The sequence below is a fragment of the Geopseudomonas aromaticivorans genome (genome assembly GCF_019097855.1).
Lineage (GTDB): Bacteria > Pseudomonadota > Gammaproteobacteria > Pseudomonadales > Pseudomonadaceae > Geopseudomonas > Geopseudomonas aromaticivorans.
In genome coordinates, this window is the sequence record NZ_JAHRGL010000030.1 from 187,190 (window position 1) to 201,777 (window position 14,588).

Annotated in this window: 14 protein-coding genes; all 14 read left to right on the forward strand. The window is 65.0% G+C overall.

Annotated features, from left to right (window positions below; all coding sequences use genetic code 11):
- Nucleotides 1-70 precede the first annotated feature (70 nt).
- Nucleotides 71-994, forward strand: a complete 924-nt coding sequence (locus KRX52_RS12285) for a branched-chain amino acid transaminase (protein WP_217682017.1) — start codon at nt 71-73, stop codon at nt 992-994.
- Nucleotides 995-1,081: 87 nt separating this feature from the next.
- Complete coding sequence (waaF, locus tag KRX52_RS12290; RefSeq protein WP_217682018.1) at nt 1,082-2,131, forward strand: lipopolysaccharide heptosyltransferase II; 1,050 nt, start codon at nt 1,082-1,084, stop codon at nt 2,129-2,131.
- The gene (waaC, locus tag KRX52_RS12295) at nt 2,132-3,190 is read left to right on the forward strand and encodes a lipopolysaccharide heptosyltransferase I (RefSeq protein ID WP_217682019.1); all 1,059 of its coding nucleotides are present in this window, start codon (nt 2,132-2,134) and stop codon (nt 3,188-3,190) included. It begins immediately after the preceding gene.
- Entirely contained in the window at nt 3,190-4,311 is a 1,122-nt protein-coding gene (locus tag KRX52_RS12300; RefSeq protein WP_217682020.1) for a glycosyltransferase family 4 protein, read from the forward strand. Before waaC ends, KRX52_RS12300 begins: the two co-directional genes overlap by 1 nt.
- Nucleotides 4,308-5,114 carry a lipopolysaccharide core heptose(I) kinase RfaP gene (gene rfaP / locus KRX52_RS12305; protein ID WP_217682021.1) on the forward strand — a complete coding sequence of 269 codons (807 nt, stop codon included), beginning with the start codon at nt 4,308-4,310 and terminating at the stop codon, nt 5,112-5,114. Before KRX52_RS12300 ends, rfaP begins: the two co-directional genes overlap by 4 nt.
- Nucleotides 5,114-5,848 (forward strand): lipopolysaccharide kinase InaA family protein, encoded by a 735-nt coding sequence (locus KRX52_RS12310; RefSeq protein WP_217682022.1) that lies wholly within the window; start codon nt 5,114-5,116, stop codon nt 5,846-5,848. The genes rfaP and KRX52_RS12310 overlap by 1 nt, the downstream gene beginning before the upstream one ends.
- Nucleotides 5,845-6,591 (forward strand): lipopolysaccharide kinase InaA family protein, encoded by a 747-nt coding sequence (locus tag KRX52_RS12315; RefSeq protein WP_217682023.1) that lies wholly within the window; start codon nt 5,845-5,847, stop codon nt 6,589-6,591. Before KRX52_RS12310 ends, KRX52_RS12315 begins: the two co-directional genes overlap by 4 nt.
- Complete coding sequence (locus tag KRX52_RS12320) at nt 6,588-8,030, forward strand: lipopolysaccharide kinase InaA family protein (protein WP_217682024.1); 1,443 nt, start codon at nt 6,588-6,590, stop codon at nt 8,028-8,030. The genes KRX52_RS12315 and KRX52_RS12320 overlap by 4 nt, the downstream gene beginning before the upstream one ends.
- 12 nt (nt 8,031-8,042) lie before the next feature.
- On the forward strand, nt 8,043-9,797 hold the full coding sequence (locus KRX52_RS12325; RefSeq protein WP_217682025.1) for a carbamoyltransferase family protein: 1,755 nt from the start codon (nt 8,043-8,045) through the stop codon (nt 9,795-9,797).
- A complete protein-coding gene (locus tag KRX52_RS12330) occupies nt 9,784-10,689 on the forward strand; it encodes a glycosyltransferase family 2 protein (RefSeq protein WP_217682026.1) in 906 nt (301 codons plus the stop codon). The genes KRX52_RS12325 and KRX52_RS12330 overlap by 14 nt, the downstream gene beginning before the upstream one ends.
- 1 nt (nt 10,690) lies before the next feature.
- Nucleotides 10,691-11,656, forward strand: coding sequence for a glycosyltransferase family protein (locus KRX52_RS12335; RefSeq protein WP_217682027.1), 966 nt, complete (start codon nt 10,691-10,693; stop codon nt 11,654-11,656).
- A gap of 10 nt (nt 11,657-11,666) precedes the next feature.
- Nucleotides 11,667-12,467, forward strand: a complete 801-nt coding sequence (locus KRX52_RS12340; protein WP_217682028.1) for a polysaccharide pyruvyl transferase family protein — start codon at nt 11,667-11,669, stop codon at nt 12,465-12,467.
- 25 nt (nt 12,468-12,492) lie between these two features.
- The gene (locus KRX52_RS12345; protein ID WP_217682029.1) at nt 12,493-13,701 is read left to right on the forward strand and encodes an O-antigen ligase family protein; all 1,209 of its coding nucleotides are present in this window, start codon (nt 12,493-12,495) and stop codon (nt 13,699-13,701) included.
- Nucleotides 13,698-14,570 (forward strand): glycosyltransferase, encoded by an 873-nt coding sequence (locus tag KRX52_RS12350; protein WP_217682030.1) that lies wholly within the window; start codon nt 13,698-13,700, stop codon nt 14,568-14,570. Before KRX52_RS12345 ends, KRX52_RS12350 begins: the two co-directional genes overlap by 4 nt.
- Nucleotides 14,571-14,588 lie beyond the last annotated feature (18 nt).

Below are 14,588 nucleotides of genomic sequence, written 5' to 3' on the forward strand. Positions count from 1 at the left end.
GACGCCAGGCGTCATGCGGTCCGCGGGTGGACTGAAGGCAAACACGAATTCTTGAAGGAGCTGGCAAAAAATGTCGATGGCCGATCGTGATGGCGTGATCTGGTATGACGGTGAAATGGTGCAGTGGCGCAACGCGACCACCCACGTGCTGACCCACAGCCTGCACTATGGCATGGGCGTGTTCGAGGGCGTGCGCGCCTACAACACCCCGCAGGGCACCGCGATCTTCCGCCTGGAAGCGCATACCGACCGTCTGTTCGATTCCGCCCACATCATGGGCATGAAGATTCCGTTCACCAAGGACGAAATCAACGAGGCCACCAAGGCCGCCGTGCGCGACAACGGTCTGGAAAGCGCCTACATCCGTCCGCTGGCCTTCTACGGCTCGGAAGGCATGGGCATCCGCGCCGACAACCTGAAGGTGCACGTGATCGTCGCGGCCTGGCACTGGGGCGCCTACATGGGCGACGAAGCGCTGGAAAACGGCATCAAGATCCGCACCAGCTCGTTCACCCGTCACCACGTCAACATCACCATGACCCGCGCCAAGTCGAGCGGCGCCTACGTCAACTCGATGCTGGCCCTGCAGGAAGCGGTGTCCGCCGGTGCCGACGAGGCCCTGCTGCTGGATCCGGAAGGCTACGTGGCCGAGGGTTCGGGCGAGAACGTGTTCATCGTCAAGAACGGCGTGATCTACACCCCCGAAGTGACTGCCTGCCTCAACGGCATCACCCGCAACACCGTGCTGACCCTGGCTCGCGAGCAGGGCATCGAGATCGTCGAGAAGCGCATCACCCGCGACGAGGTGTACATCGCCGACGAGGCCTTCTTCACCGGTACCGCCGCCGAAGTCACGCCGATCCGCGAAGTGGACGGCCGCCAGATCGGCATCGGCCGCCGCGGCCCGGTCACCGAGAAGCTGCAGAAGGCCTACTTCGACTTGGTCACCGGCAAGACCGATGCCCATGCCGAGTGGCGCACTCTGGTCAAGTGAAGCGACAGCAGGCTTCACGGCTGGATGCGTGAGTCAGAAAGCCAGTGACGGGGAGGCGCAAGCCTCCCCGTTCATTTCGGAAATCGCATGAGAATACTGATCGTAGGTCCCTCCTGGGTCGGCGACATGGTGATGGCGCAGACGCTGTTCCAGTGCCTGAAGCAGCGTCATCCCGACTGCCAGATCGACGTGCTGGCTCCCGACTGGAGCCGGCCGATCCTCGAGCGCATGCCCGAGGTGCACGCTGCGCTGAGCTTCCCGTTCGGCCACGGCGTGTTCGACCTCGCCGGCCGCCGGCGCATCGGCAAGTCGCTGGCCGGCCAGTACGACCAGGCGATCCTGCTGCCCAACTCGCTGAAATCCGCGCTGGTGCCGTTCTTCGCCGGCATCCCCAAGCGCACCGGCTGGAAGGGCGAGCTGCGCTACGGCCTGCTCAACGACCTGCGCACGCTGGACAAGCAGCGCTACCCGCTGATGATCGAGCGCTTCATGGCCCTGGCCTATGAGCCGGGCGCCGCCCTGGCGCAGCCCTATCCGCGGCCGCGCCTGGAGATCGACCCGGTCAGCCGCGCGGCGGCGCTGGAGAAGTTCGGCCTGAGCCTGGACCGCCCGGTACTGGTGCTATGCCCCGGCGCCGAGTTCGGCGAGGCCAAGCGCTGGCCGGCCGAGCACTACGCCGCGGTAGCCGACGCGAAGATCCGCGCCGGCTGGCAGGTCTGGCTGTTCGGCTCGAAGAACGACCACCAGGTGGGCGAGACGATCCGCGAGGAGCTGCTCCCCGGCCTGCAGGAGGAGGCGGTCAACCTGGCCGGCGAAACCAGCCTGGCCGAGGCCATCGACCTGATGTTCTGCGCCGATGCCGTGGTGTCCAACGACTCCGGACTGATGCACGTGGCCGCCGCCCTGAACCGCCCGCTGGTGGCGGTGTACGGCTCCACCTCGCCGCAGTTCACCCCGCCGCTGGCCGAGCAGGTGGAGATCGTCCGCCTCGGCCTCGACTGCAGCCCGTGCTTCGAGCGCACCTGCCGCTTCGGCCACTACAACTGCCTGCGCGACCTGCAGCCGCAGCCGGTGCTCGACGCCCTGCAGCGCCTGGCCGGCGAGCCGTTGGCCGATCCGTTGCCGCAGGAGCACTGAGTGCGCGTTCTGCTGATCAAGACCTCGTCGCTGGGCGACGTCATCCATAGCCTGCCGGCGCTGACCGACGCCATGCGTGCCATCCCCGGCATCCGTTTCGACTGGGTGGTGGAGGAGGGTTTCGCCGAGATTCCCACCTGGCACCCGGCGGTCGAGCGGGTGATCCCGGTGGCCCTGCGCCGCTGGCGCAAGAATCTGTGGAGCACCCTGCGCGGCGGCGAATGGCGGCAGTTCAAGGCGCGCCTGAACGAACAGCGCTACGACCTGGTGATCGACGCCCAAGGCTTGCTGAAGAGCGCCTTGCTCACCCGCTATGTCCAGGCGCCGGTCGCCGGGCTGGACCGCGCCAGTGCCCGCGAGCCGCTGGCCAGTCGCTTCTACGACCGCGGCTATGCGGTGCCCTGGGGCGTGCACGCGGTGGAGCGGGTGCGCCAGCTGTTCGCCCAGGCTCTCGGCTACGAACTGCCGAGCGGCAGCGGCGACTATGCGCTGGATCGCCAGCGCCTGCTCGCCGGGCGTGACGACGAGCCCTACCTGCTGTTCCTGCACGGCACCACCTGGGTCACCAAGCACTGGCCGGAGCGCTACTGGCGCGAGCTGGCCGAGCGCCTCAGTGCTCAGGGCTGGGCGATCCGCCTGCCGTGGGGCAATGCCGAGGAGCAGGCGCGCGCCGAGCGCATCGCCGCCGGGTTGGAACGGGTCAACGTGCTGCCGAAACTGAATCTCGCCGGCGTCGCCGCCGAGCTGGCCGGCGCCCGCGCCTGCGTGGCGGTGGACACCGGTCTCGGCCATCTGGCCGCGGCGCTGGATGTGCCGACCATCTCCCTCTACGGCCCGACCAACCCGGGCTTCACCGGCGCCTACGGCCGCGGCCAGCTGCACCTGGCCAGCGATTTCCCCTGCGCGCCCTGCCTGAAGAAGACCTGCGCCTACCAGCCTACGGCCGAGGATCGCCAGCGCTTCGACCTGGCCAGCGAACTGCCGCTGTGCTTCACCCGCCTCAACCCCATGCGCGTGGCGGGCGAACTGCAGGCCCTGCTGGCGGAGAGAATCGCCTGATGCAATTGGCTTTCGTGCTCTACAAGTACTTCCCCTTCGGCGGCCTGCAGCGCGACTTCATGCGCATCGCCCTCGAGTGCCAGCGTCGCGGTCATGCGATCCGCGTCTACACGCCGATCTGGGAAGGCGCGGTGCCGTCCGGCTTCGACGTGCGCGTGGCGCCGATCAAGGCCTTCTTCAATCATCGGCGCAACGAGAAGTTCAGCGCCTGGCTGGCCGCCGATCTGGCCCGCGATCCGGTCGACCGGGTGGTCGGTTTCAACAAGATGCCCGGCCTCGACGTCTACTATGCCGCCGACGGCTGTTACGAGGACAAGGCACAGACCCTGCGCAACCCGCTGTACCGCTTCGGCAAGCGCTACCGGCACTTCGCCGAGTACGAGCGCGCGGTGTTCGCCGCCGAGGCGCACACCGAGATCTTGATGATCTCCGAGGTGCAGCAGCCGCTGTTCGTCAAGCACTACGCCACCCCGGCCCAGCGCTTCCACCTGCTGCCGCCGGGCATCGCCCAGGATCGCCGCGCGCCGGCCAATGCCGCAGAGATCCGCGCGGAGTTCCGCCGCGAGTTCGCGCTGGCCGACGACGATCTGTTGCTGGTGCAGATCGGCTCCGGCTTCAAGACCAAGGGCCTCGATCGCAGCCTCAAGGCGCTGGCCAGCCTGCCGCGCGAGCTGCAGCGGCGCACCCGGCTGATTGCCATCGGCCAGGACGACCCCAAGCCGTTCCTGCTGCAGGTCAAGGCCCTCGGCCTGTCCGAGCAGGTGCAGATCCTCAAAGGCCGTAGCGACATCCCGCGCTTTCTGCTCGGTGCCGACCTGCTGATCCATCCGGCCTACAACGAGAACACCGGCACCGTGCTGCTCGAGGCGCTGGTCTCCGGCCTGCCGGTACTGGTCACCGACGTCTGCGGCTACGCCCACTACATCAGCGAGGCCGACTGCGGCCGGGTGCTGCCCAGTCCGTTCGCACAGGAGCAACTCAACCGCATGCTGGCCGAAATGCTCGCCGACAATGCCGCCCGCGCCCGCTGGGCCGCCAACGGCCTGGCCTACGCCGACACGGCCGACCTCTACTCCATGCCGCAGCGTGCGGCCGACGTGATCCTCGGGGAGGGCGTATGAAGTTGATCCTCGCCGAGCCCTTCAAGTCGCTGTGGCAGGGCAAGGACGCCTTCGCCGAGGTCGAACGCCTCGACGGCCAGGTCTACCGCGAGCTGGAAGGCCGCCGCACCCTGCGCACCGAGGTGGCCGGGCGCGGCTACTTCGTCAAGATCCACCGTGGCATCGGCTGGGGCGAGATCGTCAAGAACCTGCTCACCGCCAAGCTGCCGGTACTTGGCGCCGGCCAGGAGTGGACGGCGATCCAGCGCCTCACCGCGGTCGGTGTGCCGACCATGACCGCCGTGGCCTTCGGCGAGCGCGGCAGCAATCCGGCGACCCAGCACTCGTTCATCGTCACCGAGGAGCTGGCGCCCACCGTCAGCCTGGAAGACTTCAGCCTCGACTGGCTCACCACCCCGCCCGAACCGCGGCTCAAGCGCGCGCTGATCCAGCGGGTCGCCACGATGGTCGGCGGCATGCACCGCGCCGGGGTCAACCACCGCGACTGCTACATCTGTCACTTCCTGCTGCATACCGACCGGCCGGTGACGGCGGACGATTTTCGCCTGTCGGTGATCGACCTGCACCGCGCGCAGACCCGCGCCGCCGTGCCGGCGCGCTGGCGCGATAAGGACCTGGCCGCGCTGTACTTCTCGGCGCTGGACATCGGTCTGACCCGCCGCGACAAGCTGCGCTTTCTCAAGACCTACTTCCAGCACCCGCTGCGCGACAGTCTGCGCGACGAAGCGCGCCTGCTGGCCTGGCTGGAAGGCAAGGCGGCCAAGCTGTACGCGCGCAAGCAGCGTTACGGGGACGCGCTCTGATGGCCGGCTGGAATCTCGATCCGCACTACGCGCCGCTGGCGGCCGACTTCGGCAGCCTGGATGCGGTGTTCGCCCTCGAGGGCGAGCGCATCACCTACGACCTGATGACCGAACTGATCCGCGTCGAGCGCGCCGGCGTGCGCTACTACGTCAAGCGCTACCGCCATGGCGGCAAGGGGCTGCGTCCCTATCTGGCGCGGCCGCGGGTCAAGGCCGAGTGGCAGAACCTGCGGCGCTTCGCCAAGTGGGGCATCCCCACCCTGAGCATCGTCGCCTGGGGCCTGGAGCGGCGTGCCGGCGCCTTCGTCCGCGGCGCAGTCATCACCCGCGAGCTGGTGGGCACCGAGGATCTGGCGACCCTGGCCTATCGCCAGGATGCGCGCCTGCGCGATGCCGCCTGGGTGCGCGAGACCAGCCGCAAGGTGGCCGTGGCCACACGGCATTTGCACGACCACCACTTCACCCACAACGACCTGAAGTGGCGCAACCTGCTGGTCGATCCGGCCGGCGAGGTATACCTGATCGACTGTCCGTGCGGCAGCTTCTGGTGGGGGCCGGTGCTGCGCTATCGGATCACCAAGGACCTCGCCTGCCTGGACAAGGTGGCCAAGCGGGTGCTGTCGCGCACCCAGCGCCTGCGCTTCTACCTGCAGTACCGCGACCGCCGCCGGCTGAATGCCAGCGACAAGCGGCGTATCCGCCAGATCGTCGAATTCTTCGAGGGACGCGAATGAGCGACTTCATCGCCGCCGAGGACCGTGCGCGCCTCGAGCGTCACGGCCTGGCCGACTACGACGCGCTGTGGGCCCTCGAGCTGCCGGCGGTGGACGAGCCGAATACCGAGCGCGGCGGCTGGAGCAGCGTCTGCCGGCTGGAGCTGGACGGTGCCGCCTACTACCTCAAGCGCCAGCGCAACCACCTGACCCGCAGCCTGGCGCATCCGCTGGGCGAGCCGACCTTCGCCCGCGAGCTGCGCAACATCCAGCGCTACCGCGAGCTGGGCATCCCGGCGCTGCAGGCGGCCTTTTATGCCGAGCGCAAGGTGGCCGGCGAGCGCCGGGCGATCCTGCTGACCCGCGCCCTGGACGGCTGGACCGATCTGTACGGCCTGGGGCAGAGGTGGGACAGCCTGACGGCAGCGCAGCAGCAGGCGATCATCGTCGCGGTCGGCGAGCTGGCGCGGCGGCTGCACGCGGCTGGGCAACTGCACGGCTGCTTCTATCCCAAGCACGTCTTCCTGCGCGCACAGGGCGCGGGGTACGCCGCCTGCCTGATCGACCTGGAGAAGACCCGGCCGCTGCGCTTCGGCCGGCGCGACCGGATCAAGGACCTGGAAACCCTGCTGCGCCGCGCCGACGCTTGGGGCGAGGCCGAGGTGCGCCTGTTCCTGAGGACCTACCTGGGCGCTGACGCGGCGGTGGACGACTGGTGGCAGCGCCTGGCGCTGCGCCGTCGCGACAAGGCGGCGCGCCGATGACCCTGGCCGAGCTGGCCCGGGCCGGCCGCACACCGGGCCTGCCGCTGAGCATCCAGCTGCCGGACGGCGAGCTGCGCCTGTACAGCCTGCTGCGCGTGCTGCCCGGGCAGCGCTATGTCGGCCGCGCCGAATGGCAGGGGCGCCCGGTGCTGGCCAAGCTGCTGGTGGGCGCCAAGGCCGAGCGCCATTTCGCCCGCGAGTGCGAAGGTGCGCGCCTGCTGGCCGAGCAGGGGCTGACCACGCCGACGCTGCTGGCCGAAGGCTTCGCCGCGGATGAGGGCGGCTGGCTGCTGTTCGAATTCATCGCGGGCGCCGAGAGCCTGTGGGACGCCTGGCGGGCGGTGGCGGCGCAGCCGCTGCTCGGCGAAGCCCAGCGCGCGGTGCTCGCCGCCGCGCTCGGCGCCATCGCGGGCATGCACGCCCGCGGCCTGTGGCAGGCCGACCTGCACCTGGACAACCTGCTGCGCCAGGGCGAGCGCCTGTACCTGATCGACGGCGGCGGCGTGCAGGCCGAGCACGCCGGCCGGCCGCTGGGGCAGGGGCGGGCGCTGGAGAACCTCGGCGTGTTCTTCGCCCAGCTGCCGGCCGAGCTGGAGCCCTTCCTGGGCGAGCTGCTGGATGGCTACCGGGCGGTCAATCCCACCCATGCCTTGCCGCTGGCCGAGCTGCGCCGGGAGATCGCCGGGGTGCGCCGCTGGCGCCTGCGCGACTACCTGCGCAAGAGCGGCCGCGACTGCAGCCTGTTCCGCGCCCGGGTGGGCGCCTCCGGCCTGCAGGTGGTGCGCCGCGAGGCGGCCGCCCGGCTGCAGCCGTTGCTGGACGACCTCGACGGTTATATCGAGCGCGGCCACCTCTTCAAGACCGGCGGCGCCGCCACCGTGGCGCGGGTCGAGCTGGACGGCCAGCCGCTGCTGGTCAAGCGCTACAACGTCAAGAATGCCCTGCACTGGCTCAAGCGCTTCTGGCGGCCGAGCCGCGCCTGGCACAGCTGGCGCGCGGCCAACCGGCTGGAGCTGCTCGGCATCGCCACGCCGCGGCCGCTGGCGGTGCAGGAGCAGCGCCGCTGCTGGCTGCGCGGGCGCGCCTGGCTGGTTACCGAATATCTGCAGGGGCAGGATATAATCGCCCGTTTTCAGCCCTGGCTGGCCGGCGTGCCGCCGGAGGCCGAACTGCTGGCCCTCGACCGCCTGTTCGCCGCGCTGCTGCGCGAGCGCATCAGCCACGGCGACCTCAAGGGGCACAACATCTTCTGGCAGGATGGCCGCTGGGCGCTGATCGACCTCGACGCCATGCGCCAGCACCGTTGCCCGCGGCGCTTCGCCCGGGCCTACGCGAAAGACCGCGCACGCTTTCTGCGCAACTGGCCGGCCGACTCGGCCCTGTACCGGTTGCTCGATAAACGTTTACCGCAGGTGCCCGGCACCTGCCCGAATAGATAGAGGGAAACATCTGTGGCATTGACCGTCCTCGGCCTTTCCGGCGCTCTCAGTCATGATCCGTCCGCGGCCCTCTACATCGACGGCAAGCTGATCGCCGCCGTCGAAGAAGAGCGCTTCGTGCGCGACAAGCACGCCAAGAACCGCATGCCCTACGAGTCGGCCAAGTTCTGCCTGGAGCAGGCCGGCATCCAGCCGGGCGACGTCGACGTGGTGGCGATTCCCTTCGCGCCGATCAGCATCTTCGAGAAGGCCCGCTGGCAGTACGCCAAGCGCTACGCCTACGCCCCGGACCGCGCCCTCGACGCCATCCTGTTCGGCAATCGCCGCTACAAGCGCTACCGCCAGCGCATCCAGTGGTGCCTGCAGCAGCTCGGCTTCGACCTGAAGAAGGTCAAGATCGAGGCGGTCGAGCACCACCTGGCCCACGCTTCCAGCGCCTACCACTGCTCCGGCTTCACCGAGAAGACCGCGATCATGGGCATCGACGGCAAGGGCGAGTACGCCACCACCTTCTTCGGCTACGGCGAGAACGGCAAGATCCACAAGCTCAAGGAGTTCTACGATCCGGACTCGCTGGGCGGCCTGTACGGCGCGATCACCGAGTTCCTCGGCTTCGAGATGCTCGACGGCGAGTTCAAGGTGATGGGCATGGCGCCCTACGGCGACGCGGCCAAGTACGACTTCTCGCGGCTGGCCAAGTTTGAGAACGGCGAGCTGGTGATCAACACCGACTACGCCAACGTCATCGGCTTCCGCCGCTACAAGGAAAACGGCAAGGGCTACTACTTCTCGCCCAAGCTGATCGAGTGGCTCGGTCCCAAGCGCGAAGGCGACATCGCCGACGATCCGTACATCCACTACGCCGCCAGCATGCAGGCGCTGTTCGAGAAGCTGGCGCTGGAGATGATGGACTACTACCTGGGCGACATCATCAAGCAGACCGGCAAGATCGCCTTCGCCGGCGGCTGCGCGCTGAACGTCAAGCTCAACCAGAAGATCATCGCCCGCGACGAGGTCAAGGAACTGTTCGTCCAGCCGGCCTCCGGCGACGCCGGCACCGCGGTTGGCGCCGCCGCCTACGTGTCGGTGGCCCGCGGCGTGCCGGTGGAGAAGATGGAGCACGTCTACCTAGGCCCGGCCTACTCCAACGAGGACGTGATCGCCGCCTGCGCCCGCCATCCGAAGCAGCCGGTGTTCAAGCGCATCGACAACACCACCGCGCGCATCGCCAGGATCATGGTCGACGGCAACCCGGTGGCCTGGTTCCAGGGGCGCATGGAGTTCGGCCCGCGCGCGCTGGGCGGGCGCTCGATCATCGGCTGCCCGAGCGCGGCCGGCGTGGCCGACCGCATCAACGAGCAGATCAAGTTCCGCGAGCGCTGGAGGCCGTTCTGCCCGTCGATGCTGGATACCGTGGCGCCGCAGATGCTCAAGGTCGACCACCCGTCGCCGTTCATGACCTTCACCTTCGAGGTCAACGAGGAGTGGAAGAGCCGCGTGCCGGAAGTGGTCCACGAGGACGGCACCTCGCGTGCCCAGGTCCTCGAGCGCCGGCACAACCCGCGCTGGTACGACCTGATGCTGGAGCTGGAGAAGCTCACCGGCAACGGCGTGTCGCTGAACACCTCGCTGAACCGCCGCGGCGAACCGATGGTCTGCTCGCCGACCGACGCGCTAAACATGTTCTTCGGCTCCGACCTGCAGTACCTGATCATGGAAGATGTGCTGGTGGTCAAGGACGGGGTGGACTGGTATGACGCCGTCTGAGACGCTGATCAGCGTTGTCATTCCGGCGTACAACTATGCCCATCTGCTGCCCCGCGCGCTGGATTCGGTGCTGGGGCAGCTGGCCGACGACGTCGAACTGATCGTCGTCGACGACGGCTCGCGCGACAACACCGCCGAGGTGCTGGCCGGCTACGTGGCGCGCCATCCGCAGCTGCGGGCGATCCACCAGGCCAACGCCGGCGCCGCCGCTGCGCGCAACCACGGCATCCGCGAGGCACGCGGCCGCTACGCGCTGCTGCTGGATGCCGACGACGAGCTGCTGCCCGAGGCGCTGGCCACCCTGCTCGCGGTGGTGCGGGCCAATCCGGCGGTGGGCATGGTGCTCGGCGCCCAGCTGTCGGTCTACCCGGACGGCCGCGAGCGCCTGCGCCTGCCCACCCCGGTGCCGGCGGCCAGCCCGCGCGAGCTGGCGCGCCGCTACCTGCTGCACAAGCGCATCTCGATTTCCCACTGCTGCTCGCTGTTTCGCCGCGACCTGTTGCTGGAGCGCCCCTACCCGGAAGGGCTGCGCAGCGGCGAGGACATCCCGGTGTTCGCCCACCTGCTGGTCAGCGCCCCGGTGGCGGTGACCGACGTGCCGCTGGCGCGGATCTACAAGCACGCCGACAGCCTGCGGCATAACCGCGACAACGAAGAGGAATACGCCCTCGGCATGGTCCGCGAGGTGTTCGCCGGCCTACCCGCCGAGTGCCAGCCGCTGCGCCGCCGCTACACCGCACAGCGCTACCTGTCGCTGTTCCGCGCCGCGCAGAACGCCGGCGACCGCGCCGCGGCCAAGCGCTTCTACCAGCAGGCCGTGCGCCTGAGCCCGCTGCAGGCGCTGCGCTGGAGCTACCTGCGCAAGGGCTTGCGTTTCCTGGTGGGTGGCTGAGATGCGTGTACTGATACTGACCAGCAAGCCTCGTGAGCCAGACAATCATCTGCTCTGGGAGGGTTTGCAACAGCTCGCTGATGTTGACTTGCACTATGTGACCAAGGAGGAGCAGCGTCACTTGGGTGCGGTTTTAAAGCGGTTTGATCTTGAATCTTATGATCGCGTCGTGCTGGACCTGCTTTTTCGCCATGTCTCTCGTCACGCACGTTTGCTGAGCGCTATTGCTGGCCTGGTTCTGTATGAAGAGGACGCATGCCAGGAGTTCATTCGGAGTTCTCGCTGGTTTGGCAAGTTTTCCGCTTTCTATCGCAAGGTTCCGCAGGCGCGGGTGATTTTTACCGGGTATCGAGTTTCTGAACGATTTCGTGCGCTGGGGGTGGATGCCTGTTTTCTGCCCAAGGGCTATGACAGCTCGAAGCTTTATGACACGCAGCGCTCGCGAGATATCGAGTTGGGCTTCATCGGGCGGCTGGCTAGCGATGCCTACGAGGAGCGTCGTACGTTTCTCGAGAATGCCACCGCCAAATTCGGTGTGCAGACGCTGCGGACCTCGCCTGGCGATGAGTACCGAGAGATGCTCAATCGTATCCGGGTCTTCGTCAGTGCTGATATCGGTTTGGGCGAGTACATGGCCAAGAACTTCGAGGCCATGGCCTGTGGCTGTCTGCTGGTAGCGCACAGGCAGGGCGGTGGTGAGGAGGAAGCGCTTGGGCTCGTCGATGGTGAAAACGTGCTCCTGTACGATGATTTCGCCGGTTTTTCGGCGATTTTGAGTCGGCTTCGCGAGGATCCATCTTTGGGCCCGAGAGTTTCTGCCGCAGGTAAGGCACACGTAAGCAGGTTTATGGATTATTGGGCTCAGGCGAGCCATTTTTATGGATTGATTGCGGCCGATTGTCGGCCCGTTGTCAGTAAGGATTGGAAGGCTGCTGTATTTTGTGCGCTTTTCCTGCGCAGAAAGTGAGGGGTAAGTAGTGGCTATAAAGCTTTACTGGCATCGTGGAGCGGGCAAGCGAGACCCCGGGAAAAGAAATTTCGGAGATTTTCTTTCTCCGTTGATTGTGGCCGCCGTTTCTGGGCAGTCCGTAGAGTATGCGCCCTTGTCGCGGGCCGACATGATGGCGCTCGGTACTATTTTGGGCAATGAAAGAAAGGCCAAGTTTTTAGGCTTCAAGCGGCGTATCCATGTCTGGGGGGCCGGTTGCGGACAGCCTGGCGAGACCTTCAGCGGTCGCCACTATTATCATGCTGTGCGTGGCTTGGAAACGTTGAGTCGTATTCAGGGGGGGGCGGAAAATGTCGCCCTTGGCGATCCAGGCCTGTTGGCGGATCTCTTGGTCAACTGGCCGATCGTGAAGAAGTATAAGGTCGGATTTATCCCGCATTATGTCGATCGCCAGCATCCGGATGCCTTGAGGCTTTTGGAGCTCAATCCCGCCGTATGTCTTATAGATGTGTATTCTGGCGTCGAGCCCGTTCTCAGGCAGATGGCCAGTTGCGATTTTATTATTTCATCGAGCTTGCATGGACTTGTGGTGGCGGATGCGCTGGGGATTCCGAATGTGCGCGTCAGGTTCACGCAGGGGATAATCGATGAGCTTAAGTTCTGCGATTATTATTCGGTTTTCGCCATGTTGCCGCCAGTTACGTTGAATTCATTCGATTGTCTTGATGTTGATCAGATATTCAAGGTTTTTTCTGAGTCCTATTCTCGGCCAGGTATTGAGGGGCTGAAATCTGGTTTGATCTCCAGTTTTCCTGGAAAATTTTTATGACTTGTTCTTTTGGTAGGTCTTGAGCATGCGAGGGAAAGAGTTTTCTTTTTTAGGAGGGGGGCGCTCTGGGGTCGCTCTTTCTGTGGCTTTTTTTGTTTTTCTGGTTTCTTTTTATTTCCCCCTTTCCTCAAAGGCTATAAATAATATTTTTTATGCGTTTATCGCTATTCCCTGTGTCGGGTGGTTGCTTTGGAAGCCTCGCGCGCTGCCGGTTTTTTTGGCTGGGTTTGCCTGGCTTTTCGTCGCTATTGCCGGTTTGGTTGTTTTTTGCTCTTCGGAGTTGGCGGATTTAAAGAAGATTATTTATATGGTCTTGTTTTTTTCTGCCTGCATGCTTCTTTGGGTTGAGGGGTATTTGGAGCGAGTAATCTTTGGGTTTGCCGTTTTTAGTACTTTGCTGTTTCTGATTGCTGCCGCTGAATGCCTTTGGCAGGGGTTTTTTGGTGGTTCCTGGTCTCGGTATGCCGTTTTTCTAGGGTGGGAGATAAATCCGGTTTATTGGGGGTTGAGTATTGTCAGTGGCTGGGCTTTTCTCTGGGTTTTCTACTTTGATAACTGTCTTTCGCAGCGCTCTCGGCTGGCTTTCCTCCTGGGGTTCGCTTTTCTGAATTTGATGGTTTTGATGTGTGTTCTGGTTTTTCAGTCGAGGTCGGCTCTTCTGGGTTATCTGGGGTTTCTGTTTTTTTATGCTTTGCGTGGAGGGCTTTTCTGGTTCGGAAGCTTGGTGGTGGCCTTTTTGGCTGCTGCTCTTTACTTTTCCGGGTGGGGGGAGTTGCTGCTGGAGAGGGGGATGAGTTATCGGCTTGATATCTGGGTGGATGCGGTTCGTAGAGTCGTTTCCGAGTGTGGAATATGGTTGGGTTGTGGTGCGGATGATTATCGCTTTCTGGGTCAGTTTTATCATCCGCATAGCAGTTATGTTTCGGTTTTTTATAAGGGCGGGATTGGTGGGGTGGTTTTCCTTTTGGGTTTTGCATTGACGTTTTTTGCGGTCGCCCTTAAGGGGCGGTCGCGCTGGCTGGGTATTGCGCTGATTGGCTGGGGTGGGCTGATCGCTACCGGAAATGGCATGGTGAGTTCGCCAAAGCCATTTTGGATATATTTTTGGATTCCGACCCTCATGGCTGTTCTCGAGGTGCGGGGGGCGGTGGTGAAGAAGTATCTAGATGCACGCAAGGAGGCAGAGCCTTTGGGTACCTGGTTGCGTGATTACTCAAGGAGGCTGATGCATTGAACAAGGAAGCAAGTCGCCCGCTGGTTAGCGTGATCATCGCGTCGTACAACCATGCGCCCTACATCGAGGCGAGCATCGAGAGCGTGCTCGCCCAGACCTATGACAACCTCGAGCTGCTGGTGGTCGACGACGGCTCGAAGGACGACAGCGTCGAGCGCATCCGTCGTCTGCAGGAAGCGCACGGCTTTGACTTCCGTGTCCAGCGGAACCAGGGGCTGTCACGCACCCTGAACGAAGCCATCGCCCGGGCGAAGGGCAGCCTGATCGCGCCCTTCGGCTCCGATGACATCATGCTGCCCGAGCGCATCGCCAGGCAGGTCGCCTACCTGCAGGGCAAGCCGGAAGTGGGCATCTGCGCTGGCAATATCCAGGAGATCGACGAGCACGGTGACTTTCGCGATGCCCCGAAGAACCTGCCGTTGCGCCGCCTGGACTTCGAGGACGTCTTCCTCGACCGCAAGCCCGGAGCGCCGGCGCCGACCCTGCTGTTTCGCCGCGAGGCGCTGGAGAAAGTCGGCGGCTTTGACCCGCAGGTCCGTCTCGAGGATCTGCTGATCGAGCTGAAGATCACTCGTGCCGGCTACAGTCTGGACGTCCTGCCCGACGTGCTGGCCCGTTATCGGGTGCACGCGACCAACACCTACAAGAACTACCGCTTCATGGTGGACAACGTGCTGAAGACCTATGCGCACTTCGCCGATCATCCGGCCTATGCCGAGGTCTGCGCGCGTTTTTGCAACTCGATGCTGCTCAAGTGCGCGGGTACGGACCGGGCACTGGCCGGAGAGCTGCTGCGCGGTCTTCCCGTGCGCTTCTGGAATGGCAAGACCTTGCGCGGCCTCTGGCGCATGATGGCCGGTGGGCACTGAGATGGTGGCTGGACGATT

Coding starts and splice junctions, on each gene's coding strand:
- KRX52_RS12310 (WP_217682022.1), top strand. CDS start 5,114: ATGGCCGGCTGGAATCTCGATCCGCACTACGCGCCGCTGGCGGCCGAC.
- waaF (WP_217682018.1), top strand. CDS start 1,082: ATGAGAATACTGATCGTAGGTCCCTCCTGGGTCGGCGACATGGTGATG.
- KRX52_RS12345 (WP_217682029.1), top strand. CDS start 12,493: ATGCGAGGGAAAGAGTTTTCTTTTTTAGGAGGGGGGCGCTCTGGGGTC.
- KRX52_RS12335 (WP_217682027.1), top strand. CDS start 10,691: ATGCGTGTACTGATACTGACCAGCAAGCCTCGTGAGCCAGACAATCAT.
- KRX52_RS12330 (WP_217682026.1), top strand. CDS start 9,784: ATGACGCCGTCTGAGACGCTGATCAGCGTTGTCATTCCGGCGTACAAC.
- KRX52_RS12300 (WP_217682020.1), top strand. CDS start 3,190: ATGCAATTGGCTTTCGTGCTCTACAAGTACTTCCCCTTCGGCGGCCTG.
- KRX52_RS12285 (WP_217682017.1), top strand. CDS start 71: ATGTCGATGGCCGATCGTGATGGCGTGATCTGGTATGACGGTGAAATG.
- rfaP (WP_217682021.1), top strand. CDS start 4,308: ATGAAGTTGATCCTCGCCGAGCCCTTCAAGTCGCTGTGGCAGGGCAAG.
- KRX52_RS12320 (WP_217682024.1), top strand. CDS start 6,588: ATGACCCTGGCCGAGCTGGCCCGGGCCGGCCGCACACCGGGCCTGCCG.
- KRX52_RS12315 (WP_217682023.1), top strand. CDS start 5,845: ATGAGCGACTTCATCGCCGCCGAGGACCGTGCGCGCCTCGAGCGTCAC.